Origin of the sequence: Staphylothermus marinus F1, from assembly GCF_000015945.1 — an archaeon.
Taxonomy (GTDB): Archaea; Thermoproteota; Thermoprotei_A; order Sulfolobales; family Desulfurococcaceae; genus Staphylothermus; species Staphylothermus marinus.
In genome coordinates this window covers 551,410-575,798 of the sequence record NC_009033.1, presented here as the reverse complement: position 1 = coordinate 575,798, position 24,389 = coordinate 551,410, and the positions used below count along the sequence as shown (strand labels likewise).

The window sequence follows — 24,389 nt, the reverse complement described above, 5'->3', positions numbered from 1 at the left end:
TTGAATAACAAAATATTGGGGTTTTCAAAATATTGGGTTGAAATAAATAATTGGATACTTCCTACCCTGGATCATATAGGGTTAACGCTATGGGGCATGATTAAGAAGCACGCATCAGAATATAGGGGGATAAGATATTCTCTCGAAAAGTTTGGTGAGCTTAAAATAATCCACTATATCGGATCTAGAGCTAGTCATGATTTAGGTAAAACCTTCATAGGCGAATCAGTTCTTAGTAAAGAGAATAATAAGATTGTAAAGGAGTATTCTTGGCCAGAGATCAAAAAGGTGCTTAGGAAAATTTTCCTCGATAATGGTATTAGTTCAGATACTATTGACCAGTATTTCATTGCTATTAGGAGAATAATACGTCCATCAAGGAGTGATCGTTTCTTCTTGTTTAGACTGGCTGAGTATCGTAAATATGAAAATCCAGTCAAGTATGATCAAGTTAGAGATATTATTAGCCACATCACATGGACTGGGAGATATCTAGTACCTATTAGGCCTGAGGATTATGAAGCAATACACTCTAGAGGATTAGAGAAAACAAAGCCTAGACAACAGCCTTCTCGTCCAAGCCTCATTGATTACAGGGAATTCAGAGAATATGTATTGAGAAACAACGGTTTCTATGCGGATAGCATCTTAAACAGCATTGTTTCAGGTTATAATAAGGGTAAACACTTATTATTGGTGGGGCCACCAGGTACTGGTAAATCGTATTTAACAGAACTTCTTGCTGATTATCTCAACTATGAATTGGTAAGCAGTACTGCTTCTTCTACATGGACCCGGTACGACTTCATAGGGGGACCAATTATTTCTTCCAAAGGGTTCAAGTGGAGGAGTGGCGTGTTTCTATTAGCTCTTGCAAAACATATTGAGTATATGAATGAAAGTAGTGGGAACACGAAGTTTAGAGGAGTATTATTGCTTATTGATGAATTGAACCGTTGTGAAGCTGATAAGGTTTTAGCAGAGTTCTTCACAATATATCCAGGAGTTGATCCTAGTCAGTGGAGGCTGCCTCAGACACTTATTGATGAAATTAAAAGCTATGATGATAAAGATGAAGCTGCTGAAATAATACTCAAATATATTAGAGCAAACAATAGTCTACCCTGGGGATTTAGAGTAATAGCAACAATTAACACATGGGATATAACCCATTTATATACACTAGGTTATGCCCTGCTTAGAAGATTCCATATTATAAGAGTATTCCCACAGAAAATCTCTGATTCTGAAGAAGAAGTTTTAAAGAGGATAGTCTTTAATAAAGCTAGGAAAGTACTTAAAGAGATCAGCAATGTTGATAATCAGAGACTTAGCGAGGTTGCCGAGGAATTAACGAAAATTTATAAAATATTTATTAACAACAACTTCCCATTAGGAATAGCTTATATAATTGAGTCCGTTATTGATGCATATAATCTTATTACCATGAATATTTCGAAGGATATCAAAAACGCTGTTGATGAAGCATTATCTAGATCTCTGGCTTCAATTCTCGATCCCGAGATATCTAAGATAATGATACCAAAGAAATACATTGATGCATTAGTGAATATTAAGAAAGTAGGAAAGCTAGATGATTATAGAGGACTTGTTGAAATGGTAGATAGTATTGTCTCAAAGTTCTGAAGACTCTAGCCTCTTAGAGACATTGTATATGGTTACTGTTAGGCTTATAGGATTATTTCTCTTCTACAGCTATGTTAGAGGTTATCCTGTAAAATTTTGGGGGAAAGTGAAAGATACTGTTTTAAGGGACATATATAAAACTAGTTTGCTTATTGCACGTGTTTTATCTATAAGAAAAGTTATAGAAACTCTAAAAAGAATACCATTAGAACTGATCTATGAAACCCATTATGAGGAGCAAACAGATATTTTTGCTAGAGGAAGAATTAATTTTCCAAAAACAATAGTACATTATGGTAGTGGTAGACTCTTAATAGTATCAAGCATAATTAAAAGACTATATGATTCTCCCGAGACATTATTATTGGCGAATATCGCTCTGGAAATTAAGAAGATAATCGAGGATCTAGAAGAAAAAGTAGTGACTGAAAACAATTTGTTAAATAAGATTATAGGTTTAATACTTGATGATCTAAGAGAGATATATGGTAGTATATTATGGATAACTGATCTAGCAGGTATAGCTGAAAGAGAAGATTATGATTCACTCCTACAACTATGCGATACCGTTCTTGAACGTGGAAACTACGGATACTATTTTCTTGCTAAAAGTTTTAAACAGTATCTTCAAACAATCATGAATATTAAAGAAGAGATCGCTACTCGCGGAGAATCCGGGTTTACAGGTTTTGTCGTAGGAGCAGAGTTTGAGAGAGTATTCGAGATCTATACTTATTATCTAATATCATACACTTTACTTTTAAAACTAGAACACCTAGGAATAAAAGAAATAGTTATTGATCATAGAGGGGAATTTATAGAAGTAAATGTTAGGGAAAATGGGAAAAATATTAGTTACAGGATCTATCATAGTAAAGGCTTCAGCGACAAAAGCTGGCTTACCAGAAACAAACAGATAATTGGAGGACCTGAAGCTGGCAGACCAGATATAATAATAACAATTAACAGGGGAAATGAGGAAGAAATAATATTTGTTATGGATGCAAAGCAGAGACAAAATTTACCAGACATATACAGGGAGCTAAGAATAGTACTAGGATATATGAACGAATACAACGTAGATAAAGGAGCAATAATCTTCAACGCCACCTATCTACAAGAAACAAACAGCTTACATAAACCAATACCTATAAACGACAATAACAAATATATCGCAATAATACCGTTAAACTTTAGAAAAATAAATGAAATAAAAGAACTAGATCAACTCATTAAAGAACACATAAATATAGTCGAGGAAAGCGTTATTAAAAAGTTAGACTAAACACGGGCTAACCATTTTTAGGCCTTTTAGACACAGATCCTATACCACTGTATAAATTATTGATTTATAGTTAGTTTTAATTATTTAACACAATAAAGATCCCTTTATTAAGAAGAATTACTTAACTTATCTAATTAACAAACTTTATCTCCTAAACTTAACCAATAAATCAGCCAAATAATTATCGATTTTAAACATTTTTTTCAAGGACTATTTCTAGCAAAATCCCCGATTTAAAAGAGCACCATATAGAAATACTTGTTTGTCAGAGACTGAAAATATTAAGGTAAGACTATACTAGTGTAGATGATTATAAACTTATCTAGCTGATTTTATATTAAAGAGCTATAATAAATAAGAAATAGGGTGAAGAGGACATAAGACTTGCCGGCTAATTATACTTATACATGTAATAGATTCTTCCTCGAGGTTACTCGTTCACCCTACCCTGGACATATAGGTAAGTGTTTGTGGGCACCACATGGTAAAAGATGGGAAAAAATGGATGAACTTAAGCCGGGCGACTGTATACTTCACTACACTTCTAGTAGGGCTAAAAATCTTAAAAGAACGTTTGTGGGTATATCGCGTGTTGCAAGAAAGGCTTTAGTTTTAAACAAAAACGATTTGTTAAATAAATTTAAAGAGCTCAATATACAGAATGAATCCTATGGTAAATTCGCTGATGAATGGCTAGGAAAATATGATCAATTTTATTATGTTGAATTAAAGGATTTCCTTGAATTTCATAGAAAAATTAGCTATGATGAAGTTTCAGACAAGATCTCCATTCCAGAGAAATATCTATCTTCAATAAACCCTGGAGTAGCAGCTTTTATATTGGAGCTTGGGGGGTTAAAGAATTTTACGTCAAAATGTATGCATAAGGAAATCCGTTATGAAGATATTAGGGATCATATTTCAAAAAAGTTCTTCATTGATGAAGATATACTTATGCTTATTAATAGTCTTCTTGATGCTGGTGAGAACGTATTACTTGTGGGTTATCCAGGTACGGGTAAAACTTCTCTTGCAAGAGAAATAGCTATTGCTAGAGGCTATGAACCATACTATGTTGTCGCCACTGCTCATTGGAGCCGGTACGATGTTATTGGGGGATTAATGCTTGAGGGTAAGGAGGCTAGGTGGCGGAGTGGGTTCTTGATAAGAGCTATTGTTAAGCATATCGAGAATTCACAGATGTATAAAGAGTGTAGCTCAGGGGTTCGAGGTGTTTATCTTATAATAGATGAGGTTAATCGTGCAGATGTTGATAAGGCTTTCGCTGAATTCTTCCTAATATTCTCAAGCCATAACCCCAGTGAAAGAATTATTCCAGAAGAGCTTTTTGAAGAGATAAGAAGCTATGTTGAAAAAGACATGGCTGATAAATATGCTAAAAAGTTCATAGAATATCTTGAAAACGAAAATGATGAAGGTAAAGAGTATCTTGCTAAGGTAAAAGTGGGAGATAAGGTTATTGGTTATCGTGTACCGTTAGATTTTAGAATAATTGCCACCATGAACCAAGTTGATGTAAGAAACTTATTTACACTCGGCGACGCGTTTGCAAGAAGATTCGCAATAGTAGAGATCAAGCCACCTAATAATATAGACAAATTACTAGACAAGGTCTATGAAAACATAAAAGCAGAGCTAGGCCCTAGAATCAATGAAATAGAGAGTATAATTAAGGATGTTAGGAGCTTAATTGATGAGAAGCTGAAAAAATTGTATAAGGAAACTAACAATTCTTATACAAAAACAGAGAAAGGAACTAGTACATATCTAGTGATAAGTCCAGCAAACCTCTATAGAGCTATTAAATCCTTTATCACAACATATCTTAGCTTAAAGAAAAGTGGAAAAGAAATTGAAGATTTAGACAAGGTTCTTAGAAAATACATTGAAACCTCCCTGCCATTATCGAGATTGTGGGATAGAAGAGTTAGGAAACACGTTAACGAGGTTCTAGACAGTGTCTTCGAAAAGAAATCAACGCAATAAACTATGGTACAAATACGTTTCATACATGCATGATGCAATAATTGATTTATATGTATCTCTCGAACTGAACCCATTTAAACTATTTTTATCTGGAAAAGAACTTGAGGAGATCATTGAGAAAAGGCGTGACACGCCTTTTGATGCTAAGCCCATTGTCCAGTTTATATTATATTTATTGAGGCTTAACAGTCTTGCTGAGGAGCTTGTAGAGATAATCGAGGAAGCTAACACAATGCTCATTCAAAAACGCGTACTTGGCAGTATTGAGGAATGGAACGTTAGAGGTATTATTGACTGGCCTAATACACTAAGAAATATAATTATAGGAAGACCTATTGCACAGAAAGTGATTAGCTACACATTAACTTCTCCGGAAAACCTACTATTAAGAGCAATAGTTGATTATACATATGATAGATTAAAGAAGGCAATGGAAAGGTTGGGGGGGATCAAAAAGAAACTTGAAGTAGAGAAAGATATTTCAGCAAAAGCGTCAAGAGGATTGGAAGGATTAAAATTCCTCTATAAAAGGTTAAAGAAACACATGAGACAGCTAGAATTATTCCTTCATAACAGCTTTCTCGAAAAGATACCCATGTACCTCTATACAACAGAATCAGTAGAGCCTATATTGGAATTGGTAAATGAGGTCGAAGCTGCTGGGTGGAGGCCTGAATGGGTTGATCGTTTACTTGATCTTGTTTATAAATACTATTTGGATAATGAATTAGAAAGAAATCTGGATAAAATCATTGATTTAGTAATTGGTGGACTTGATCGTTTAATAGATAAGCCGAGTGGGATCGAGCAAGCATTTAAAATATACTCGTTTAAACTCTATGAGATCTACAACTTATACATAGTGTTAAGAGCATTAAAGGAGCTGGGAGCAGATATAGATCTGATTAAACCTAAAAGAGTGCTTGCAAGAGTAAATGATAAGAAGCTAGAGGTACTATATAATGTTGCATTAGAAGCACCGATAAAAGCAATACCAGACACGACAATAAAGAATAAAGAAACAATTATAATAGAAGCAAAATTCTCGAGAAGCCCCTCATATCTCAGTCAAGGAATATTCAAAGTAATTAGCTACATAACTCTATTCAAAGCAAAAATAGGCATACTAACATATCCCAGCCTATTAAAAAGAACGCCACCTGATGAAGAAGACAGAATAATATATGAAAAAATATTAGTAGAAACTAATCAAGAACCAAAAGAAATAAAAATCAACGATGAACAAAGAATACTAGTACTCCAACTGAAACCACTAAGAAAACGTGAAAAATATAATATAAACATTGTTAAGAACATACTGAATAAAGTTCTTTTATTATAATATAACAAGTTTAAGCTAGGCTAGAAACTCTCTTTTATTGATCATATTCAATTAAGCATATCTTGTCTCTGTTTATAATTAATTCTGCTAACTCTCCATAGATTGCCTAATGTCTGTTCTGCCATGTACAGACTTACTTTGTATCGCGTTTTAGGATCAAAAAATATTTTCTAATTATGCACAGTGGTTAACCTAAAGTTTTTATCACTTATTACAGTTTTATAAAAAGTTATTACTATTGTTAATATAAGGAGAATATATCGAGTTCCTAAGAATGTACGTAGTATGGGTAGGATTGACCTCGTACCACTGGTAATTGATAAGAGCAATTTCAGTTAGGTGCTTCAGAAAGATGGGATATGCCTGGTCAGCGAGGCTGATCAGATCTTCATATCTAGCTTCGCTTACCCTCAGCTCCCCGAATCTTGACTGTATGAATCTCGCTACCTCCATGTTCATTGTTTTTATCATTAGTCTCCATGCAGTCTTCCTTACATACTTTGGTAGGAGTAGACCGTGTTTTTCAGCATATCTCCTGGGCAGGTGCTTGCTTATCTTTCTAGGAGCAATTTCTTCTAGGAGACTTAGCGTTTTACTTGAGAAATATCTCCATTCACAATGCTTTGTTGTTTCACGCAACCCCATGTAGTATCTGCAGAAGCCCTTATCCGTAAAGCACACAAGCCTCTTATTGATCACCTATCCTCGTTACCTCAATGATCTCATTCAGATACTATTTTTTAATCATTTTAGAAAAATGTATCCACTTGACGCATTGCAGGTCTAATAGTACCTATGCTTTCCTCGCTCTCTTCAGGTTTAGATGCTACTACTAGGATCTCGTGGACACCAAAGCCATGGTGTTTTGGTTTATCGAGATGGTGTTTTTAATTATCGATTAAGAGATTTTGGAGAAAATTATTCTCTACAATCAAAAGATAGACGGGCAAGCTCATCTATTTCGACATATGGCGCCTTATGATAATCAGGGTAATAGCGGTGATCTGGTCTTCTGGATGAGGATTAACTAGTATATCAACATTAAACTTGTAAGCAAGAAAATTACCTGAGTTCGTAAAGCGGAATTCATAAATAGTTTTGCCACGGAGCAAGAGGAGCTCATGTACTTTGTTGCCTACTCGATAGATAAGATCACTTATGCCTTGATACTAGGCTATGTACAGGAGATACCGAGTGATCTAAGAGAGCTTCTAAGGAACGGCGAGGAGGTAACGTTTGATGATGCCGAAAGAATTCTCAAGGAGTAGAGAACGAGATTAAAGAGGATGAAGCAGATAACCCTGTGGCAGATGCTGAGAATATGGTTTACGACTTGTTAAAGATTGATCCTAGGGTTTGTGGAGAAATACTCAGCGCCAATGCCTACGGAACCAGAGCTAGGTGATAAGTGGAGATATGAAAGGGAGAAATACAAGCTAAAAGATGAATGGGGTTATGCATTGGAAAAAATACTAGAAAAACACTAGGAATATTGTGATAAAAATTTTATTCTTAACGTTTCATTAAAACGTTTTGTATTGTGAGAAATGTTTAGAAATATATGGGTTCTTAATGATGACTTATTTTCTTACTATGTCTAGTAGGAGGGCTATTCCGCTGATTATTAGTAGGTGGTATATTATTAGGGGTCCTGCCAAGTCTTTTCCGTATCCTTCTTCCATCCAGTAAATATAGGTCCAGAAGGATAGTATGGTTTGGAGGATGAATATTATGGATATACCGGCTAGTCTTATGCCTATGGGCCCCATTTTCCTGATCTTCCAAACTATTAATAGGAACCATGAGACTAGTACTGCTTCTATGAGTGTAAGACCTAATAATATGCTCCAATAAGATATCATTTCTTATCACCTAGAATCCTTCTAACTAATTCTTCTATATACTCCCATATCTCCTCCGATAATCTTGTGAGTGCATAGGGTGCTCCATAATTGTTTCCTCCAAGCTTCTCCACGAGCTCGTGTTCTTGCAGTATTCTTAAGTGGTGAATAACTGTTCTATAATTTACACCTAGTTCTTTAGCCAACTGGTTCGGGTTCATAGGCTTCTCCTTTAGAAGCAATAGTATTCTAGCTCTTAGTTTTCCACCCCTACTGCCTTCAAGCAACCATCTAACAATTAATCTTATCTCCCTATAACTCCTCAACTCAAGACTCTCCTAGAATAAAAAAAGGAATATATTTATTATAGGTTTTACGGGCTAAACATTGCTCCCTCTACGAACGCTACACTCCACACATTTTTAACTCCATGACCAGTAGTATCTCCCATCTTCTCATCGTTTATCCAGTAATATAATGGGTAACCCTTATAGACTAGTTGAACTCCTCCATCACTTCTCCTTATAAAGCTGAAATCTGTTAGGTTCAGAATTGATGGCACAACTAAGTGTTTAGGCATGAATGGAGGCCAATTCTCAGCACATGTTCCATAACAATTACTGGTTCCATTCACGTCTTTTGCGAAAAAGTACAGCGTCATTCCCTTAGAATCTGTGAGATAAGCGCCTAGCCCAGGCTTTACAGCAATCATTATAGTATAGTCTGGTTTGGCTACAAACCAGACATTCTTTACACCATCACCATTAATATCGCCAGGCTTCTCATCTCCTGCGAAGTAGTAGAGGGGCCAGCCTTTATAAGTTAACTGCTTACTTCCATCATTTCTAGTTATAACTCCAAAATCATTAGGATCTAGTCCAGGCCCTACTTTAGGGTTCTCAACATAGAATATAGGCCAATGCTCAGCACATGCACCATAACATGAACTACTACCATTATAGTCTTTAGCGAAGAAGTAAAGTGTTCTACCCTCAGAGTCTACCAGGTATAAACCATATTCTTCACTATAAGCCAACTTAACATCGTATTCCATGTATTTTGTCTGAGTCATAGTCTGAGTTACAGTTGTTGTACTAGTTCTAGTTATAGTAGATGTAGTAGGTGCTCCATAACCACTCATAGAACCAACCATATAGCCGGTGAGAAGCCCTACTACTAGTCCTACAATCAATATACCTATTAGAACAGATACATTTGTATTCCAAGGCATACGGGTTTCACCTTGGATCAAGGATTTATTACAGCACTTAATAAGTAAATTTCAAAAAACTACAAGAAAAATATCAAATATGTATATAAATTGCATATTTAAAAAGACTAGACACGAAAATAACTGATCAACAAGCTTACCATGGATATATATCTAGTTTAGCAAAGTCCCTATCTACTTTTCCTTTAAACTACATACTTGTTTTGTAGAATAAATAGTAGCGGCTTCAATAATCTGTTCTAATTAGGTGTCGCATCATATATGGATTGTTTTAATGTTTTCTTTTTCAGCTGTTTTACATCAGAATCACTACTTTTATCTCCGCCATAAAAACTGAAACCGTCCTGGCGAATTGTTAACATAATAATAAAACTATCCTGGAACTATTTGATAAATATCTCGTTTTTTATTGAGAATTTATGTTAAAAAATTGTTTGGATGCTAGTATAATATTAGTATGGAACTTGATGTATGGGCATCCTAGGCCAGGTCCATAATGTGGGGTATCAATATAGTTTTAGATTATTCCTTATATTGTTTGTTTGACTCCTTGGATTTACGGGTTTTTCTTGATCTGCGGCGGTGCTTGTGTAGATCAAAATATAATATGAGTCTGTATCTATCTTTTAAAGGATCGATGCGGACAAGCTATATATAGCCTTTCCAATTTAAATCGGTCATAATAAAGCATCGCTCACTCCTATACTGATCATCAACTACAACACCAATATTAAAATGTTCATCAATTGTCTCATAAATATCAAGTGCGAGAAGAGCACGGTCATCCCAATATTTTTTTAACACTACCAACATTAATTCCATAATTCTTAAGCTTCTTCTTAAACAATCGATCACCACTAAATATCATTGAAAACATGAGATCAAGCGGAATATAACCAAGCTTCTTCTCCACAATACTAAGTAGATGCGATATATCAGGATAGTCTTCAACCAAAAATGTAAACTCCACAAGACCACATTTCCCAGGAGAACCCTTCACCACCACTCCCCACACCAACAAGCATACTCCACATATATACAAGCCCTCATAAAACGATTCAAAACACCCCCTGAACACTACTTTCAATTCTTTTAGTGTTGTTACAAAGCCTTCTACTGGGTAGCGATACTGCATATTACAATACTTTCAATTCTTTCTATGTTGTTACATGCAGATGCCAGTAAAACAGTAACAGTTAAACTAGTAAACTTTCAATTCTTTCTATGTTGTTACAGTGGCAAAGACCAGGCGAGAGTTTTGAAGACAAAGCGGCTTTCAATTCTTTCTATGTTGTTACTAAGACTTTATTGTTGAGCCTGATGCCGAGCATAAATAATCTTTCAATTCTTTCTATGTTGTTACATGCTAGTGATATTATGCCTGTTCCAAGAATTGATAATACTTTCAATTCTTTCTATGTTGTTACCTGTTCTTCCAGACATCTTGGAGAAATGGCTCGGACTAACTTTCAATTCTTTCTATGTTGTTACTAGTTGAAATTGTTAAGAAATATTTGAACAGATACTTTCACTTTCAATTCTTTCTATGTTGTTACCAATCAATCTATATTTTTCTTTGGGATAGTCGTCTTGTATCTTTCAATTCTTTCTATGTTGTTACCCCGCAAACTGGAGAAACAAGGCGAAACATTTGAAACAATCTTTCAATTCTTTCTATGTTGTTACATTAACATGAATAAAGCAGAAAAAAGACGATTATATGACTTTCAATTCTTTCTATGTTGTTACCTGTATCAGTAACAATTACGGCAAGCAACAATGCTTATCTTTCAATTCTTTCTATGTTGTTACCACTATCATGACAGCATTATATTATGCTTGGAAGAATGACTTTCAATTCTTTCTATGTTGTTACCACCGAGTGATTTAAGCGAAGCTGTTATACTAGCAAAGAAACTTTCAATTCTTTCTATGTTGTTACCAATCCCCTATATGTGAAACCATGTTTGTTGTATTTCTGCCTTTCAATTCTTTCTATGTTGTTACTTTGGTTCGAATACGTTGTTACACTTATCTTTTTTGTTCGAACCAGTATATATTGCTTTCTATATTTTGTTCTTGGTTGATCATGTTCGACCAGTTTTCTATAGACTTAATAGTATCTCTGACCCCCTGACAAGTTTGTATAATGAAAAACATTCGACTAGTTTCCATTAGTTTTATGGGTAAAGTTTCTATATTTTTCATGTAAGAATTTATTTACTTATTTTTATCTGGTTGCGTGGGAGGCATCTATTTTTGGAGCTATGAAGTATACTTTATTTATGAGTATTTATGTGATTTGAATCTCTGAAATGATCCTTTTTGGAAGTGGCTATTTGGTCATTAATTCATTAGTTTTAGTTAGATAGGTTGTTTGAAGATGATTTGGGATTTTAATACTTTTTTTTAACCCGGTACTACTAGGTGTTTTATATTGTTGTTTTAATTAGTTTTGTTATAGTTAGGGGAGAATGTTGTCTAAGTTGAAGAGGAAATCTGGTTTGTATAGAGTGTGTGACAAATACTGTACAGCGGGCCCGCCGGGATTTGAACCCGGGGTCTCCGGCTCCGAAGGCCGGCGCCCTGATCCGGGCTAGGCTACGGGCCCTTTTTCTCCTAGTTGTTAATGTGTTTATTGGATTTTATTGTTTTGTTGGTTTAGGTGAGGAGTGTGGCGCCGGGGGCGGGATTCGAACCCGCGCGCCCCTCCGCGGGGCAGTAGGTCTCTCGTTTCTGGTTAGCCGGAAAACCCTCTTGTTTTGCGGAGGGTTTTCTGTGTTGGGTCTCGAGCCTACCCCCTTAGTCCGCTCGGGCACCCCGGCTTTTCCTGTTTATGTTTATTTGTGTTGGAGGGTTTATGTTTTCTCTTCTTTTTTCAGTGTTTCTAGTAGTTCTTTTTCTTCTCTTGATAGTTCTGTTGGTGTTGGTTTTCTCTTTTTTGCTTCTTCTATTGCTTTCTTTACTTCTACTGATAATTCTTCGTAGCTAGGTATTTTACCCAGTATTTTCTCTGGTTCTCCTATTAGTTTTACTAGTTTTTCTAGGTCTACTTGTGGTATTTGTGGTTCTCTAACTCCTTTCCCTATATATGCTGATAATGCTTCTACTAATCTGGATACTTCAAATGGGACTATGATCTTTGTTGCTTTACCATCAGCCATTGCTTTCAATGTTTCTAAGCTCATAGCTGTTAATGCGTGGCTGTGTAGACTGGCTGCTCCAAGGCTTAGTATTCTAAGTCTCTGTGCTTCACCTTGTGCTCTCAGAATAGTTGCTAATCTCTCACCCTCAGCTCTCAGAATCTTAGCCATACGCTCACCTTCTGCGCGGAGTATTTGAGCGGTTTTCTCACCTTCAGCCTTAAGTATTGCAGCTCTCTTCTCACCATCAGCTCTCAGAATAGCTGCTCTACGCTCACGCTCAGCACTGGTTTGTTCCTCCATAGCTTTCTTAACACGTGGACTAGGCTCAACCTCCCTGATCTCAACTGTTTCTACGCGAACACCCCACTTATCAGTTGCTTCATCAAGTATTTTTCTAAGCTTAGCATTCAATGCTGCACGATTATAGAGTATTTCGTCAAGCTCCATATCACCTATAACACTACGGAGAGTTGTTTGAGCAAGAGCAATTATTGCTGCACGATAATCTGTTACTTCGAAGAATGCCTTCCTAGGATCAACTACTCGGAAATAAACTATTGCATCAACACTTACGGGACTATTATCCCTCGTAATAACATCTTGTCTGGGAACATCAACTACTTGGGTACGGAGATCCATATGGTGTACTACACTGATAAATGGTGGAACCCAGTGAACACCAGGCCTAAGTATGCCGACGAATTTTCCTAGACGAATATATATTCCTACCTCCCATGGACGAATAACAATTATTCCTCTAGCAATAATATAGATCACTATAATTGTTAGTAGTAATAATAAAACAATAGTTAATGGATCCATGAGATTCACCAATTAAAAGTTCTATACCGTAGAGATATATATGTATCGCTAACCAGTATCCTTGATTTTCTCAGCTAACGGTTTAACAATTAAGTGAACACCCTCAACACCTACAACAACAACTTTCCTACCAGGCTCAACTACTTCATCACTAGTAGCACTCCAAACATCACTATCAATCCTAACCTTCCCCTCAAGAGAATCAGGCTTAACAGTTTCAACAACAACTCCAACCTTACCAATTAATCCCTCATAGCTCTCAGTAACAGGTGGTGATGGCGGAGATAGTTTCCTATATATTAAATATGTTATATAGCCTATGGGGAAAGATAGGAAGAACAGTATCCAGGGAACATATGGGATATTGATGAGCTCGGGGAATAATGCGAGTAATACACCATAAATGATAAGAATAGTTCCTGGAACAGCTATGAAGAAGCCTGGTGTAGCTATTTCTATAACGATGAGAATAGCTCCTAGAAGAATTAGGAGTAAGCCTAAATCCATGTTATCTCCCAAATATTTCTTTTAATCAACTATGTATTTGAATATATAGTCGTGGCGCCCATATACTTCATAGAATCTACCACTATACTTCTCACTAACTAGTCTAAGCATATTCTCTACTTTATTATCAATAATCCTCGTAGATAATACTAGTGGATAAGGCGGATAATAATCTAGCCCCCTCAACAATGCAGATGCGAAATACCAGAGTGTCTTCAGGATTTTACGTCCCTTAACAGGCTCAGCATCGACTCCTACTGACTTAAAAGACGAGTGTAGAACATATATTGCATCAACTACTTCTCCATAATAATTATTTCTCATAGGATAATGTTTCTCCAAATCAACTATTCTATAACCGTGACGAGTCATTGAATCATATTCTAGCTTAACATTATATATATCCTCAATCCTAGGATCATATACTAAAACACTAGTTCCACCAACAATTCTCACACCATCCCTACTAACAGATACAACAGTATTCTCAGTAGATAATGGAATAGCATCGTTCATTAAGGCTAATGCTAATAACGTACTCTTACCCGTATGAGGATAGCCGATCAACAAATAAGTTTTATTATTAACTACAAAACTAATACTATCCGTTAATACTAGATAATCATTTTTCACAATACTCCTAGCAATTACTTGGAGTAAAAAGAAGTATGGCGACTCGTTAACATAAGGTTCAGGCAAGCTTGATCTAATAAAGTATTCGTCGATCCCATTATCTCTCAAAACATGTTTTTGAACAGAGAAACCTTCACCACTAATCCACGATACAAGAGCATCTATCCCTTCTTCTCCACTACTTGTTGACACTGTGTATTCTGGAATATATCTCTTGGGAAATAAATTGTTTAGAGAACGAAATAAATTATTGAGGAAAGACTGCTCAGACTCAATACCCACACTAAAACCAGTACCCTTAACAATAAGCATTCCATACACCGTTTCCTTAATCAATAATTCATTAAATGGATATAATAAAATATTAGTTTTCAAAGAATAATTATGTTTTGAGAAAACAAGATATGGGTATTCATGATGTTCGATATAAGTGGGTATAGAGTTCTCATAACAGCTTCTTCTAGAGGTATAGGTTATGGTATAGCCAAGGTTCTAGTAAGAGAAGGTTGTAGAGTTGTAATTAATGGGCGTAATAAGGAGAGGCTTATGAAATCTGTTGAGGAACTTAGAAATATTGGTTCCAGCGAAGTATATGGTGTTCAAGCAGATCTAACTATTAAAGAGGATGTTGAGAGACTTGTGGATGAAACAATTAATTATCTTGGAGGACTAGATGCACTAGTATATGTAACCGGCCCGCCTAGACCAGGTTATTTCTCAGAATTATCTCTTGAAGACTGGGAATACGGGATCAACTTATTAATTAAGAGCGCATTATGGCTCACCTACAAAGCCCTACCCCACCTTGAAAAATCAAAGAACCCCTCCATAACCTATCTAACCAGCATAGCCGTAAAAGAACCCATACCAAATATAGCATTATCAAACACTCTAAGAATAAGTATTCACGGCCTAGCAAAAACTCTCGCCAAAGAACTAGGACCTAAAGGTATAAGGGTAAACACTGTTCTACCCGGATACATTATGACTGATAGAGTAAAACAATTAATAGAAGACAGATCAAAAAGGGAGAATAAAAGCAAAGACGAAATAATAAAGGAGATAACAGCAGAAATACCCCTACGAAGAATAGGAGAACCAGAAGAAGTAGGCTACTTAGTCGCATATCTAATCAGCCCATACGCATCATATATTAACGGAGCATCAATACCAGTCGATGGCGGAAGACTAAAAAGCATATTCTAACAATTCTTCCCAGCATTCCATGAAAACGTTTTTCTCCACAAAAATACATGCAAAGATCAAATATAAACAGCTAAACCTGTAACTATTATTTTTAATTATTAGAGAACCCGATACTAATCATGGCGGATGATTATGAAAGAATGGGTTTTTATAGTCCTATCAGTTTTGATTACAACTATACTGTTAGTCGGTTTTGTAGGCCACGAAAATCACTTTGTTGGAATATATTTTTATCCATGGTATTCCATTAACCCAGTAAGACATTGGAATGAATCTTCTTCTACGACAGTAGTTGATAAGCCTATTTGGAGATTCTATGATTCAAGAAATACCTCTATCATTAATCAACAGCTAAGACTTATTAGAGAAGCAGGTATAGACTTCATAGTTTTCTCATGGTGGGGGGCGAATAGTTTCGAAGATAACGCTACTAGAATTATTGTTGAATATCTTAGAAACTATAATTTGAAATTCGCAATAATGATAGAGCCTTATCTAGGTAGTGATCACCCAGAATATTATAACTATACATTTTGGAATAATACGTTGAACTATATCAAGACCAACTATATAGATCCATACAATGACATATACGTTTATCTAGATGGTAAACCACTAGTTTTAGCCTTCAACCCTATAGGCATGAATTACAACCCCTCAAATGATTTTCCACAGTATACTATTAGGATAACTGGAAATGATATTGATAATGCAAAATATCAAGATTGGGATTATTGGCCCGACTACATAGATGTAAGCAATGTAGAGCTAAAAATTAGAATAGATGGTTTTGTCTCAATAATGCCCCGATATGATGATACTTTCCTAAGAAGCTCTGGAATATGTATTGATCAAAACTATACGGAGAGACTATATGTTAGAGAATGGGAATGGATACTAATGCGTAGGGATCAGATAAGCATAGTTATGATTACTAGCTGGAACGAGTATCATGAGCGGACAATGATAGAGCCACACATTGATTATACGGCTAATGTAGATCCCTACTACATCTACAATATAACTAAGAATTATATTCACAGGCTTAAACAGGACAACAATATTTTGCCTAGCTATATTTATGGATTCTGCAATTACGTATTAGCATGGGCTTTAGCATTCTTTATATTTGGAGCAGTATCTAAGTTTATATTGAGGACTATAAGATGAACCCCGTAAACATATTGAAGAATATTGCGTTAGGATTTGCTGGAACCATATTTTCACTAATAATGAGCAGTATTATTGTTTACCTACTTATATGTGATTATGTAGAGGCTAAGCTATTCATAATACCAATAGTTTTAGGAATAGCTTTACTAGTTGTTAAGATTAAAACAAAATGGCTAAGATACTTGATAATTATAACAATGGTATTCGGCATATTTGCATGGCTCTTTTTAATAGCATTACTCATAGCTATTTTAGCAGTCGAGCCAGGATTATAGCTTTCATAAGCTTTTTTAAGCCTATATAAGCTGTTCATCTCTACTCTATGTTTTTGCCTATTTTACTTCTAGGTGAGACAATAAAGCTATTCTTTATGGATCGTTCTATATAGGAATTATTAATAACATTGAAACTGGGAGGAATTTTGTAATTGAAACATTGTTATTATGGTGCGGGGGGTGGGATTTGAACCCACGCAGGCCTACGCCATCGGGTCCTGAGCCCGACCCCTTTGACCATGCTCGGGCACCCCCGCGCTAATTCATTATTTGTTTCCTAGTTTAGGGGGTTTAAAGGTTTGTTTTATGCATTGTGGGGGGATTTTTGGTGCTAAGTATATTTTTTCTGTAGCCTTATATAGTGGTATTCTTTTTTCTTTTAAGCACATAGTATCTATTATGAGCACTACTGGTTTTCCATGTCTTTTCCCTGTTTCTACAGCGTTTTCTAAACTAGTTGTTAAATGTACGAATTGTCTCTTCATAGGTTTTAAGCCTTCAATCATTATTTTGGCTAGTTTATCTATGCTTGTTCCATGATATAATTGTGTAGGTGGGTATTCTAGCTCGTATTTTATCTTAACATTTATGCTGTGCCCGTATCTTGCTCTAATCTTATTATTTCGTATTTCAAATCTACCTTTGGGATCTAGTTTTGCTACTGCTATGATATGTTCTCTGCTCAGCCATTGGTAGATTTCATTGTTTCTCCACCTAGTTTTTATTCCTTCAACGAGTTCATCTATATCCACCCAGCCCTCACTATCAATTCTTAAACCTGCCTCCCATGGATAATGTCTTAGAAGCCCAGATAATAACTTGCTCAGTTTCAGCCTCTTATTAGCATCAAGTAATAGTTTAGCTTCTACACCACAATGAATAGATGTTTCAACATATTTTCCACAAATTCTACATTTATAGATGGGCTTCATTCCCCGATCCATATGGATTCCATGTTAATTTCTAGGAATAAGGTAGACCTATGAGTAGTAGTAAGAAGCTTATTAGTGGAACAGTTATGTTATCGTCTATGAATGGTTTTATCTCGAAGTGTTCAACAATACTAGCTATAAGCCCAGCTAATCCACCTAATGGGCCAAGGACAAAATAGCCTACAGGTATTGTTACTAAAGCCATTGCTAAGTTGCCTATCCATGCTTTTGTCCTCCTATTATATAGCATATTCCTAACAATTCCTGTCACGCCGTCGCCGAAAGCCATGAAAACAATAGGTATAACTCCATACCACCAGTTATGAAATATTAGCCAAGAAAGAGTTATCACCACTCCCCACATTATGCAGAAATGGACTTCATATATGTTATCCTCTGTTTGGAACCAATCCATCAGCTTATTTCTTCGATGAGGCATGTATGTAGCAATAGCTAATACTCCTGCCAAAATTGCTGGTAGTAGCGGTGTTTCGAATAGAAAAGGCACAGTTAACGATACTAGTCCGCCGGCAAGGATATGTATTACTTTCCTATTATAATAAACAGCTTTTATATGGGATATTCCTTTACGCCTCATATACTTGTATAGGTTCTTGGTTATTGGATAAACAACTATCATTACCCATATAAACAATAGTGTAGCCCATATACTCTCATATAATAGATTCAAATATTCCACCTTTAACCATTAATAATTATCATGTTCTCTTTCAACAATATTTCTTATAGGGTGTTGGAGAATATATTAGTTTATATGGGATGATGAAGGCCGTACTCACCGATTATGTGAAGAAGCCTTTAAGTTCTGACTTTTACTAGTTATTTTATTCTAGGTGTCCAGATGAGAAATAATTATCCAAGCATACTTAAACACTACTTAGCTTTACTGGGCACGGTTATTTTATGGGGAACAAGTTTTCCAGTTATAAAAATCTTAGTGAGCAATGTTGATGAATACACGTATGTATGGGTTCGCGGATTATTATCTATAATATTCTTAACACCTTTGATACTTTTCTATATCTCTAAGAAATATGTTTCCAAAGAATGCGTTAAGGGAGGCTTATTAGCTGGTATATTCTATGGGTTAGGATTATTTTTTCAGGGATGGGGTACATCATATACTACTGCTAGTAATTCAGCTTTTATTACTGGGCTCAACGTATTATTTGTTCACTTAATTGTTGCTTCCATGTATAAAAGGTATAGTATAAGATTATTTGCTAGCCTGGTCTCGGGCATACTGGGTTTATACTTGTTATCAAGCCCTACAACAATTGGTAGGTTAGGAGATTTTCTTGTTTTAATAGGGGCGGTTATGTGGGCTTTACAAATAATTGTTTTCGATAAATATTCTAAATGTAATCCTTTCATACTAGTATACTTCATGTTCACACCTACTCAAACATTTATATTATTTGATCCATCACCTGCGGACATATTAGAAACAAGAATCAATGTTCTGCTTGGATTCATTTATCTAGCCATATTCTGCAGTATAGGTGCTTTTGCTCTACAAGCATATGGTCAGAAAAAAGTTCCACCAGAAACCGCGGCAACGATTTTCTTGTTAGAACCAGTATTCGCCTCTATCTTTGCGTACATGTTTCTAGGAGAAACTCTAACATTTAAACAATTAATAGGTGCTTCATTTATTCTTCTATCAATGTATCTGGCATCTAAGCATTTATTGAAGTAAGAAATAAACAAAGCATTGAAACCATGAAGCTCCTAAACTTGAACATCATTGGAATAACAACTAATATTTAATAATTAGAAGAGAAGTGGCGGCGGGGACCCCCATAATGGTAGCGGGGGGTGGATTTTCCCGGAGCGGCCATTCAAGCCGCTCCGTTTTGAACCACCGACCTCGGGGTTATGAGCCCCGCGGGCTACCTGGCTGCCCTACCCCGCTGTTTTGCCCCGCCATTATTTTTCTAGGTTCATTTGGGTTTTATATTGTTTTCTCCATGGTTTGAACACAATGTTTTCGACAGAATTATATGAGTAGAATATAGGAATGAAGGATAGGAGAAAAATTATTTTAGTTTATCCAGCGGAGTATTTGTTATTGCTGGTATATAAGGTAGGATGTGTCTCGTTGTTTTAGGCGAGTAAACTTGGTTACGTTTAGCGATCTCGATTACTTCGTTTTTTGTCGGGGGTTTTCTCAGAAATAAATAGTCTATCTTCCCTTCTTCCAGGTCTCTTAATGCTTCATCTTTTTCACCGTAGTATACTAGAGTATATTCTCCCTCCAAGTTTAGTTTCGACAATATTTTCGACACTATTTTCTGCTCATTTATGGATCCATATATTTTATAGCATTCATTGTTTTTCCCTATGATTACAAATGCATATTTACCTAGTTCTTCATCTTTTAAGACATCATCTTTACCTTTGCATTCTTCTATTCTAATCCCTTCTTTCTTAATTTCTTCAAGTAATTTATTTATTGATCCAATGATTGCTGGATACCATGTCTTTAACTTCACGTTTTCATCGAAGTAATCAATAATAATTGCTGGAACTTTTTTATAGCCGAGTTCTTTAACAGCTGCCCATCGATGATGTCCGTCGACAACAAGGTATTTATCTATGCCAGGAATAGGGGTTACTATAATCGGCATATCAACAACTCCTTCACTACGAATTTTCTCCATTAAATCCTTGAGCCTACCCGGAACTATTTCTTCATGCGGCAACAACTTATCTACATCGATCAATACTGGTTCAACATGTTTAACGGGAATCACTGTTTTCGGCAATTTTATAATTACCTTTCCCTTCCCAGACAATTCTAGGCGACCACCATTGCTTCTTTATATGTTAGTCATATATGTAGAAGTATATTTAGCTTATATTCATATATATTAAGTTAATATGTGAAAAAGTAAGAATAAGAGAAAAGAGAAAAATATTGCTTACCTATAGTTATTGATTACTTGATCCCTTGAAGAACTCAATTATTTTCTCAACAACTTCTATTCCTGCACGTTCCTGTGCTTCAACTGTATTGGCTCCTATATGTGGTGTTAAAACAACATTGTCTAGCTTTGTTAATGGATGGTTAGGAGGCAGTGGTTCTTCCTCGAATACATCTAGACCTGCACCAGCAATCCATCCCTCTTTTAGCGCTTTAACTAGAGCATCTGTGTCTACTACGCCTCCACGAGCAGTGTTTATGAGTATTGCAGATTTCTTCATTAATCGTAGTTTTTCTTCATTAATTAAATGCTTAGTAGAAGGCACCAATGGTACATGGATTGATACTATATCTGCTGTCTTCAACAGGGTCTCTAGATCTACACATTTAGCATCTAGTTCTTTCTCGACATCCTTAGGGCATCTTCGCACATCATAGTATATGATCTTCATGCCAAAACCATGATATGCGATCCTAGCAACAGCTGTTCCTATACGTCCCATACCAATAATACCTAATACTATACCTCTAAGCTCATGACCTAAACACTGCTTCTTAGCCCATACACCTTCACGCATTTTTCTATCAGCGAAAGCTATCTTTCTCAATACATCAATCATTAAACCTATTGCTAGTTCTGCAACACTTTGTGTGGGGGCGGCGGGAGCATTAAATACTTGAATACCCTTCTCATTAGCTGCATCTAGATCAATATTATCTAGTCCAACCCCTGCGCGGGCAATAACTTTTAGTTTCTCAGCAGCTTCTATAACCCTCCTAGATACCTTTGGCTTACTTCTCACAATAATAGCTTCTACATCTTTTATCAACTCTACCAATCTATCCTCACTTGGATATTCTTCATAAACTATTTGGAAGCCAGCGCTTCTCAGCTTCTCCAATGCTTTCTCATGAAGTGGTGCAGCAACAAGTATTTTTACCATAGTACAACGCCTCTTCCCATATGTTTACTGAATAAAACATACATAGATAGATGTATTAAAGTATTGATTAAACTCTCCTTTATCATTGCTAATGAGAGATAAAGGAAAAAGAGAAATTAATTGAAAAACAAGTATAGTTTATTTCTTCTTGAGCTCCTCGATTACTTCTCTCAAGTTATCGAAGAGTTCTCGTATGTCTTCATCGGTTATATATCCCATATGGCCTATTCTAAAGGTATATTCCTTAACTGGCCCATATCCCTTTGCTATTTCGAAGCCTCTCTTCCTCATGGCTTCATATACTTCTATACCCCTAATACCCGGTGGTGTTTTAACAACTGTTATTGTTGGACTATAATAGCCTGGTTTAGCAAATAGTTCTAATCCAAGATCAAGTACTCCTTTTCTAATCTTTTCTGCTCTCTCACTATACATTTTAAGCCAAGCTTCCTTACCACCGATTTTCTCAATTATTCTCAATACAACGTTTAACCCGATAATCTGAGGTATTGGCGGTGTTGATGGCGTAGACCATTGTGTTTCCAAATACTTCTTATACTTTAATAAATCAAAATACCATCCACGATTAGGAATAGTTTTTGCTTTTTCAAATACAGCATCGCTTATAGCAGCCATTGCAAGACCTGGTGGAACACCAAAGGCTTTCTGACTACTCGCAAAAACTAGGTCTAAGCCCCACTCATCCACTTTTATATCAGCAGCCCCCATCGCGGATACTGCGTCTACAAAGACTAGTTTATCATGTTCCTTAGCAACCTTTGCAAGCTCTGGTAAGGGGTTTAATACACCAGTACTTGTCTCATTATATGTTATAGTAACAGCTTCTACATCCGGGTTTTTCTTTAAAGCATCATCTAGTTCTTCAGGCAATACTGGTTCTCCAGGAGCTTTCTCTAACACAACAGCTTTCCTACCATTACTCTCAACAACTTCATGGTAACGCTTACCGAAAGCACCAATAATGGTTACTAAGACTTTTCCACCGGGCGTGACAGCGTTTCTAATGCTTGCCTCCATAAAGCCTGTGCCGCTGGCAGGAATTAATAATACTGTAGACTTTTTTGTCTCGAGGAAATCAGCTAATCTAACTGTAGTGTCTCTGTGAAGTTCCCTATACTCAGATGATCTATGACTAAACATTTGCGCCTTCATAGCTTCTAATACTTCTGGAAAACACGCTACGGGGCCGGCGGTGAATAGTTTTAATGGTTTCGGCCATATAATAGATAATACCTCCTTTACAACGTCTTCATAACTACTCAACACTATACACCTATATCCTCTTTCGCATATTCACTATGGATAAACAGATTAAAAAAATAATTTACAACTGCTTAGAAGAAATAATATAAAAGCGGTCCCAGTCGCTCCACCTACATCATTGCTCAGTTCGTCTCTGCCCGGTCATCCCATATACAAGATATAAACTATGAGTATTATTAAACCATAACCTTAAATCCTAGCATAAAGATTATGTTGTCAGGTGTAAGGAAATGGTTGAGGAAATAGATTATAGCGAGTATATACCCGAAGATCTCCTAGAAGAGATCATGGAGTATGAAAAAGAGAATAAACGAAGAAATAAAAAGATATATCCTAGCAGTAGAGATATTGTGGAAACAGTTAAGGAAGCAGCTATAATGGCTAGAGGAGTTCACCCAGACGAATTTCCAGATATCGTGTTGAGATTATTGAAAGAGAAAGGATTCGATACAAGATACGTTACCGTTAAGAGGATTTGGAGAGTTTATGAAAACCTTGTTCGTAAAGGAGTTATCCCTGATACGTTACATGTAGTTTCGTGGTAGAATAAAATGGTTAAGGGAATATATGTTAAGTTACCAACGGGGATTTGGGTTAGGATTAAGGGAAAGATTAGTAGAACAGTTGTTTCCAGAACTAAAGGTAAGAGATCAATAAGTTATACATTATTAGGTGAATCAATAGATAACCCTCCAGAAATAAATTCTGATCCTCAGGCAAAATATTATATATCGGCAACAAGAGTTACCAAGTATATTCTAAGGCTTCTAGATGAAACTAATTCTTCAAAATACATAATGATAATTAAGCCCGTTACTAAGGAAACATATGAAGTATTAATCCACGGTAATAGTGTAGAAGCACGTAAAGCACACAAGATAGCTGAGGAAATGAATATTCTTAAACAGCCGCCTAAGAAGGTATTAGAAACTTTAAAGTAATCTAACTCTCCTGTTAACAATGATCTGATCGTTTTCAACAGTTACTATAACTTGTTCAACTTCTATTCTATAACCACATACTGGGCATTTATAGTAAAAGATCGCTCTATGTTTTCCATTACTCATTTTCTCAGTTTCCTCAATCAAATACATTGGTTTACCATCTTTCTTACAAATGAACCCTTTATTGTCCTCACTACTCATAACTATATCACCTGTATAGCTC

General features: G+C 35.9%; 26 protein-coding genes, 4 tRNA genes and 1 CRISPR repeat array. Of the genes, 12 read left to right on the top strand and 18 right to left on the bottom strand.

The features are described 5' to 3' along the window. The 4 genes from SMAR_RS02905 to SMAR_RS02890 all read left to right on the top strand — a co-directional run bounded on the left by SMAR_RS02905 (nucleotide 1) and on the right by SMAR_RS02890 (nucleotide 6,281). Entirely contained in the window at nucleotides 1–1,647 is a 1,647-nt protein-coding gene (locus tag SMAR_RS02905) for an AAA family ATPase (protein WP_011838871.1), read from the top strand. Next, complete coding sequence (locus SMAR_RS02900; protein ID WP_244372479.1) at nucleotides 1,631–2,932, top strand: hypothetical protein; 1,302 nt, start codon at nucleotides 1,631–1,633, stop codon at nucleotides 2,930–2,932. Before SMAR_RS02905 ends, SMAR_RS02900 begins: the two co-directional genes overlap by 17 nt. Nucleotides 2,933–3,316: 384 nt before the next feature. Continuing rightward, the gene (locus tag SMAR_RS02895; protein WP_011838869.1) at nucleotides 3,317–4,939 is read left to right on the top strand and encodes an AAA family ATPase; all 1,623 of its coding nucleotides are present in this window, start codon (nucleotides 3,317–3,319) and stop codon (nucleotides 4,937–4,939) included. Continuing rightward, a complete protein-coding gene (locus SMAR_RS02890; protein ID WP_011838868.1) occupies nucleotides 4,911–6,281 on the top strand; it encodes a hypothetical protein in 1,371 nt (456 codons plus the stop codon). The genes SMAR_RS02895 and SMAR_RS02890 overlap by 29 nt, the downstream gene beginning before the upstream one ends. Nucleotides 6,282–6,500: 219 nt before the next feature. Here SMAR_RS02890 and SMAR_RS02885 read toward each other — a convergent pair whose 3' ends face one another. Beyond that, entirely contained in the window at nucleotides 6,501–6,980 is a 480-nt protein-coding gene (locus tag SMAR_RS02885) for an integrase (protein WP_011838867.1), read from the bottom strand. 422 nt (nucleotides 6,981–7,402) lie between these two features. On the opposite strand from SMAR_RS02885, the gene SMAR_RS08530 reads away from it, so the two are divergent. Next, on the top strand, nucleotides 7,403–7,549 hold the full coding sequence (locus SMAR_RS08530; RefSeq protein ID WP_169696933.1) for a hypothetical protein: 147 nt from the start codon (nucleotides 7,403–7,405) through the stop codon (nucleotides 7,547–7,549). Nucleotides 7,550–7,624: 75 nt separating this feature from the next. Continuing rightward, nucleotides 7,625–7,768 carry a hypothetical protein gene (locus tag SMAR_RS08525; RefSeq protein ID WP_169696932.1) on the top strand — a complete coding sequence of 48 codons (144 nt, stop codon included), beginning with the start codon at nucleotides 7,625–7,627 and terminating at the stop codon, nucleotides 7,766–7,768. Nucleotides 7,769–7,861: 93 nt separating this feature from the next. On the opposite strand, the gene SMAR_RS02880 is transcribed toward SMAR_RS08525, so the two are convergent. The 9 genes from SMAR_RS02880 to SMAR_RS02845 form a co-directional block, all read right to left on the bottom strand. Beyond that, a complete protein-coding gene (locus tag SMAR_RS02880) occupies nucleotides 7,862–8,143 on the bottom strand; it encodes a hypothetical protein (RefSeq protein WP_011838866.1) in 282 nt (93 codons plus the stop codon). Then, on the bottom strand, nucleotides 8,140–8,448 hold the full coding sequence (locus tag SMAR_RS02875; RefSeq protein WP_011838865.1) for a winged helix-turn-helix domain-containing protein: 309 nt from the start codon (nucleotides 8,446–8,448) through the stop codon (nucleotides 8,140–8,142). Before SMAR_RS02875 ends, SMAR_RS02880 begins: the two co-directional genes overlap by 4 nt. Before the next feature lie 47 nt (nucleotides 8,449–8,495). After that, a complete protein-coding gene (locus SMAR_RS02870; RefSeq protein WP_011838864.1) occupies nucleotides 8,496–9,353 on the bottom strand; it encodes a hypothetical protein in 858 nt (285 codons plus the stop codon). A 781-nt stretch (nucleotides 9,354–10,134) separates the two neighbouring features. Then, a complete protein-coding gene (locus SMAR_RS08365) occupies nucleotides 10,135–10,359 on the bottom strand; it encodes a hypothetical protein (RefSeq protein WP_148676727.1) in 225 nt (74 codons plus the stop codon). A gap of 74 nt (nucleotides 10,360–10,433) precedes the next feature. Then, nucleotides 10,434–11,360: a CRISPR direct-repeat array (repeat unit 25 nt; unit sequence CTTTCAATTCTTTCTATGTTGTTAC). Nucleotides 11,361–11,888: 528 nt separating this feature from the next. Further along, a tRNA-Arg gene (locus tag SMAR_RS02865) sits at nucleotides 11,889–11,964 on the bottom strand. A gap of 64 nt (nucleotides 11,965–12,028) precedes the next feature. Continuing rightward, a tRNA-Ser gene (locus SMAR_RS02860) sits at nucleotides 12,029–12,178 on the bottom strand. A gap of 33 nt (nucleotides 12,179–12,211) precedes the next feature. After that, entirely contained in the window at nucleotides 12,212–13,321 is a 1,110-nt protein-coding gene (locus SMAR_RS02855) for an SPFH domain-containing protein (protein WP_011838862.1), read from the bottom strand. 48 nt (nucleotides 13,322–13,369) lie between these two features. Then, complete coding sequence (locus tag SMAR_RS02850) at nucleotides 13,370–13,828, bottom strand: NfeD family protein (protein ID WP_011838861.1); 459 nt, start codon at nucleotides 13,826–13,828, stop codon at nucleotides 13,370–13,372. Nucleotides 13,829–13,849: 21 nt separating this feature from the next. After that, nucleotides 13,850–14,773 (bottom strand): hypothetical protein, encoded by a 924-nt coding sequence (locus SMAR_RS02845; RefSeq protein WP_011838860.1) that lies wholly within the window; start codon nucleotides 14,771–14,773, stop codon nucleotides 13,850–13,852. A 102-nt stretch (nucleotides 14,774–14,875) separates the two neighbouring features. Here SMAR_RS02845 and SMAR_RS02840 point away from each other — a divergent pair, with 102 nt between their 5' ends. From SMAR_RS02840 to SMAR_RS02830, 3 genes are all read left to right on the top strand, one after another. Then, nucleotides 14,876–15,667 (top strand): SDR family oxidoreductase, encoded by a 792-nt coding sequence (locus SMAR_RS02840; RefSeq protein ID WP_011838859.1) that lies wholly within the window; start codon nucleotides 14,876–14,878, stop codon nucleotides 15,665–15,667. A gap of 132 nt (nucleotides 15,668–15,799) precedes the next feature. Further along, nucleotides 15,800–16,837 (top strand): glycoside hydrolase family 71/99 protein, encoded by a 1,038-nt coding sequence (locus tag SMAR_RS02835; RefSeq protein WP_148676726.1) that lies wholly within the window; start codon nucleotides 15,800–15,802, stop codon nucleotides 16,835–16,837. Then, complete coding sequence (locus SMAR_RS02830) at nucleotides 16,834–17,115, top strand: hypothetical protein (RefSeq protein WP_011838857.1); 282 nt, start codon at nucleotides 16,834–16,836, stop codon at nucleotides 17,113–17,115. The genes SMAR_RS02835 and SMAR_RS02830 overlap by 4 nt, the downstream gene beginning before the upstream one ends. A 169-nt stretch (nucleotides 17,116–17,284) precedes the next feature. Here SMAR_RS02830 and SMAR_RS02825 read toward each other — a convergent pair. The 3 genes from SMAR_RS02825 to SMAR_RS02815 all read right to left on the bottom strand — a co-directional run bounded on the left by SMAR_RS02825 (nucleotide 17,285) and on the right by SMAR_RS02815 (nucleotide 18,738). After that, nucleotides 17,285–17,372: transfer RNA gene (locus tag SMAR_RS02825), tRNA-Leu, on the bottom strand. Between the two features lie 9 nt (nucleotides 17,373–17,381). Then, complete coding sequence (locus tag SMAR_RS02820; RefSeq protein ID WP_052833794.1) at nucleotides 17,382–18,047, bottom strand: RNA 2'-phosphotransferase; 666 nt, start codon at nucleotides 18,045–18,047, stop codon at nucleotides 17,382–17,384. 31 nt (nucleotides 18,048–18,078) lie between these two features. Further along, nucleotides 18,079–18,738 carry a diacylglycerol/polyprenol kinase family protein gene (locus SMAR_RS02815; protein WP_011838855.1) on the bottom strand — a complete coding sequence of 220 codons (660 nt, stop codon included), beginning with the start codon at nucleotides 18,736–18,738 and terminating at the stop codon, nucleotides 18,079–18,081. A 171-nt stretch (nucleotides 18,739–18,909) separates the two neighbouring features. On the opposite strand from SMAR_RS02815, the gene SMAR_RS02810 reads away from it, so the two are divergent. Continuing rightward, nucleotides 18,910–19,767: a DMT family transporter gene (locus SMAR_RS02810; RefSeq protein WP_011838854.1), complete on the top strand. Its 858-nt coding sequence runs from the start codon at nucleotides 18,910–18,912 to the stop codon at nucleotides 19,765–19,767. Nucleotides 19,768–19,874: 107 nt separating this feature from the next. Here SMAR_RS02810 and SMAR_RS02805 read toward each other — a convergent pair. The 4 genes from SMAR_RS02805 to SMAR_RS02790 all read right to left on the bottom strand — a co-directional run bounded on the left by SMAR_RS02805 (nucleotide 19,875) and on the right by SMAR_RS02790 (nucleotide 23,222). Continuing rightward, a tRNA-Met gene (locus SMAR_RS02805) sits at nucleotides 19,875–19,983 on the bottom strand. Between the two features lie 124 nt (nucleotides 19,984–20,107). Beyond that, nucleotides 20,108–20,866 carry an ADP-dependent L-serine kinase SerK gene (gene serK, locus SMAR_RS02800; protein ID WP_011838853.1) on the bottom strand — a complete coding sequence of 253 codons (759 nt, stop codon included), beginning with the start codon at nucleotides 20,864–20,866 and terminating at the stop codon, nucleotides 20,108–20,110. 136 nt (nucleotides 20,867–21,002) lie between these two features. Next, complete coding sequence (locus SMAR_RS02795) at nucleotides 21,003–21,938, bottom strand: D-2-hydroxyacid dehydrogenase (protein WP_011838852.1); 936 nt, start codon at nucleotides 21,936–21,938, stop codon at nucleotides 21,003–21,005. Nucleotides 21,939–22,076: 138 nt separating this feature from the next. After that, the gene (locus SMAR_RS02790; RefSeq protein WP_011838851.1) at nucleotides 22,077–23,222 is read right to left on the bottom strand and encodes a pyridoxal-phosphate-dependent aminotransferase family protein; all 1,146 of its coding nucleotides are present in this window, start codon (nucleotides 23,220–23,222) and stop codon (nucleotides 22,077–22,079) included. Nucleotides 23,223–23,452: 230 nt separating this feature from the next. On the opposite strand from SMAR_RS02790, the gene SMAR_RS02785 reads away from it, so the two are divergent. Both SMAR_RS02785 and SMAR_RS02780 read left to right on the top strand, forming a co-directional pair. Then, a complete protein-coding gene (locus SMAR_RS02785; protein WP_011838850.1) occupies nucleotides 23,453–23,767 on the top strand; it encodes a hypothetical protein in 315 nt (104 codons plus the stop codon). A gap of 6 nt (nucleotides 23,768–23,773) precedes the next feature. Further along, nucleotides 23,774–24,163, top strand: coding sequence for a hypothetical protein (locus SMAR_RS02780; RefSeq protein WP_011838849.1), 390 nt, complete (start codon nucleotides 23,774–23,776; stop codon nucleotides 24,161–24,163). Here SMAR_RS02780 and SMAR_RS02775 read toward each other — a convergent pair. Further along, nucleotides 24,155–24,367 carry a hypothetical protein gene (locus SMAR_RS02775; protein ID WP_011838848.1) on the bottom strand — a complete coding sequence of 71 codons (213 nt, stop codon included), beginning with the start codon at nucleotides 24,365–24,367 and terminating at the stop codon, nucleotides 24,155–24,157. The two genes, SMAR_RS02780 and SMAR_RS02775, sit on opposite strands and share 9 nt — an antisense overlap. Nucleotides 24,368–24,389: the final 22 nt, after the last annotated feature.

Bases quoted from the DNA above. Each gene is read 5' to 3' on its own strand.
- SMAR_RS02845 (WP_011838860.1), bottom strand. From the start codon at position 14,773: ATGCTTATTGTTAAGGGTACTGGTTTTAGTGTGGGTATTGAGTCTGAG.
- SMAR_RS02780 (WP_011838849.1), top strand. From the start codon at position 23,774: ATGGTTAAGGGAATATATGTTAAGTTACCAACGGGGATTTGGGTTAGG.
- SMAR_RS02830 (WP_011838857.1), top strand. From the start codon at position 16,834: ATGAACCCCGTAAACATATTGAAGAATATTGCGTTAGGATTTGCTGGA.
- SMAR_RS02870 (WP_011838864.1), bottom strand. From the start codon at position 9,353: ATGCCTTGGAATACAAATGTATCTGTTCTAATAGGTATATTGATTGTA.
- SMAR_RS02785 (WP_011838850.1), top strand. From the start codon at position 23,453: ATGGTTGAGGAAATAGATTATAGCGAGTATATACCCGAAGATCTCCTA.
- SMAR_RS02810 (WP_011838854.1), top strand. From the start codon at position 18,910: ATGAGAAATAATTATCCAAGCATACTTAAACACTACTTAGCTTTACTG.
- SMAR_RS08530 (WP_169696933.1), top strand. From the start codon at position 7,403: ATGTACTTTGTTGCCTACTCGATAGATAAGATCACTTATGCCTTGATA.
- SMAR_RS02840 (WP_011838859.1), top strand. From the start codon at position 14,876: ATGATGTTCGATATAAGTGGGTATAGAGTTCTCATAACAGCTTCTTCT.
- SMAR_RS02855 (WP_011838862.1), bottom strand. From the start codon at position 13,321: ATGGATCCATTAACTATTGTTTTATTATTACTACTAACAATTATAGTG.
- SMAR_RS02795 (WP_011838852.1), bottom strand. From the start codon at position 21,938: ATGGTAAAAATACTTGTTGCTGCACCACTTCATGAGAAAGCATTGGAG.
- SMAR_RS02850 (WP_011838861.1), bottom strand. From the start codon at position 13,828: ATGGATTTAGGCTTACTCCTAATTCTTCTAGGAGCTATTCTCATCGTT.
- SMAR_RS02775 (WP_011838848.1), bottom strand. From the start codon at position 24,367: ATGAGTAGTGAGGACAATAAAGGGTTCATTTGTAAGAAAGATGGTAAA.
- SMAR_RS02820 (WP_052833794.1), bottom strand. From the start codon at position 18,047: ATGAAGCCCATCTATAAATGTAGAATTTGTGGAAAATATGTTGAAACA.
- SMAR_RS02835 (WP_148676726.1), top strand. From the start codon at position 15,800: ATGAAAGAATGGGTTTTTATAGTCCTATCAGTTTTGATTACAACTATA.
- SMAR_RS02880 (WP_011838866.1), bottom strand. From the start codon at position 8,143: ATGATATCTTATTGGAGCATATTATTAGGTCTTACACTCATAGAAGCA.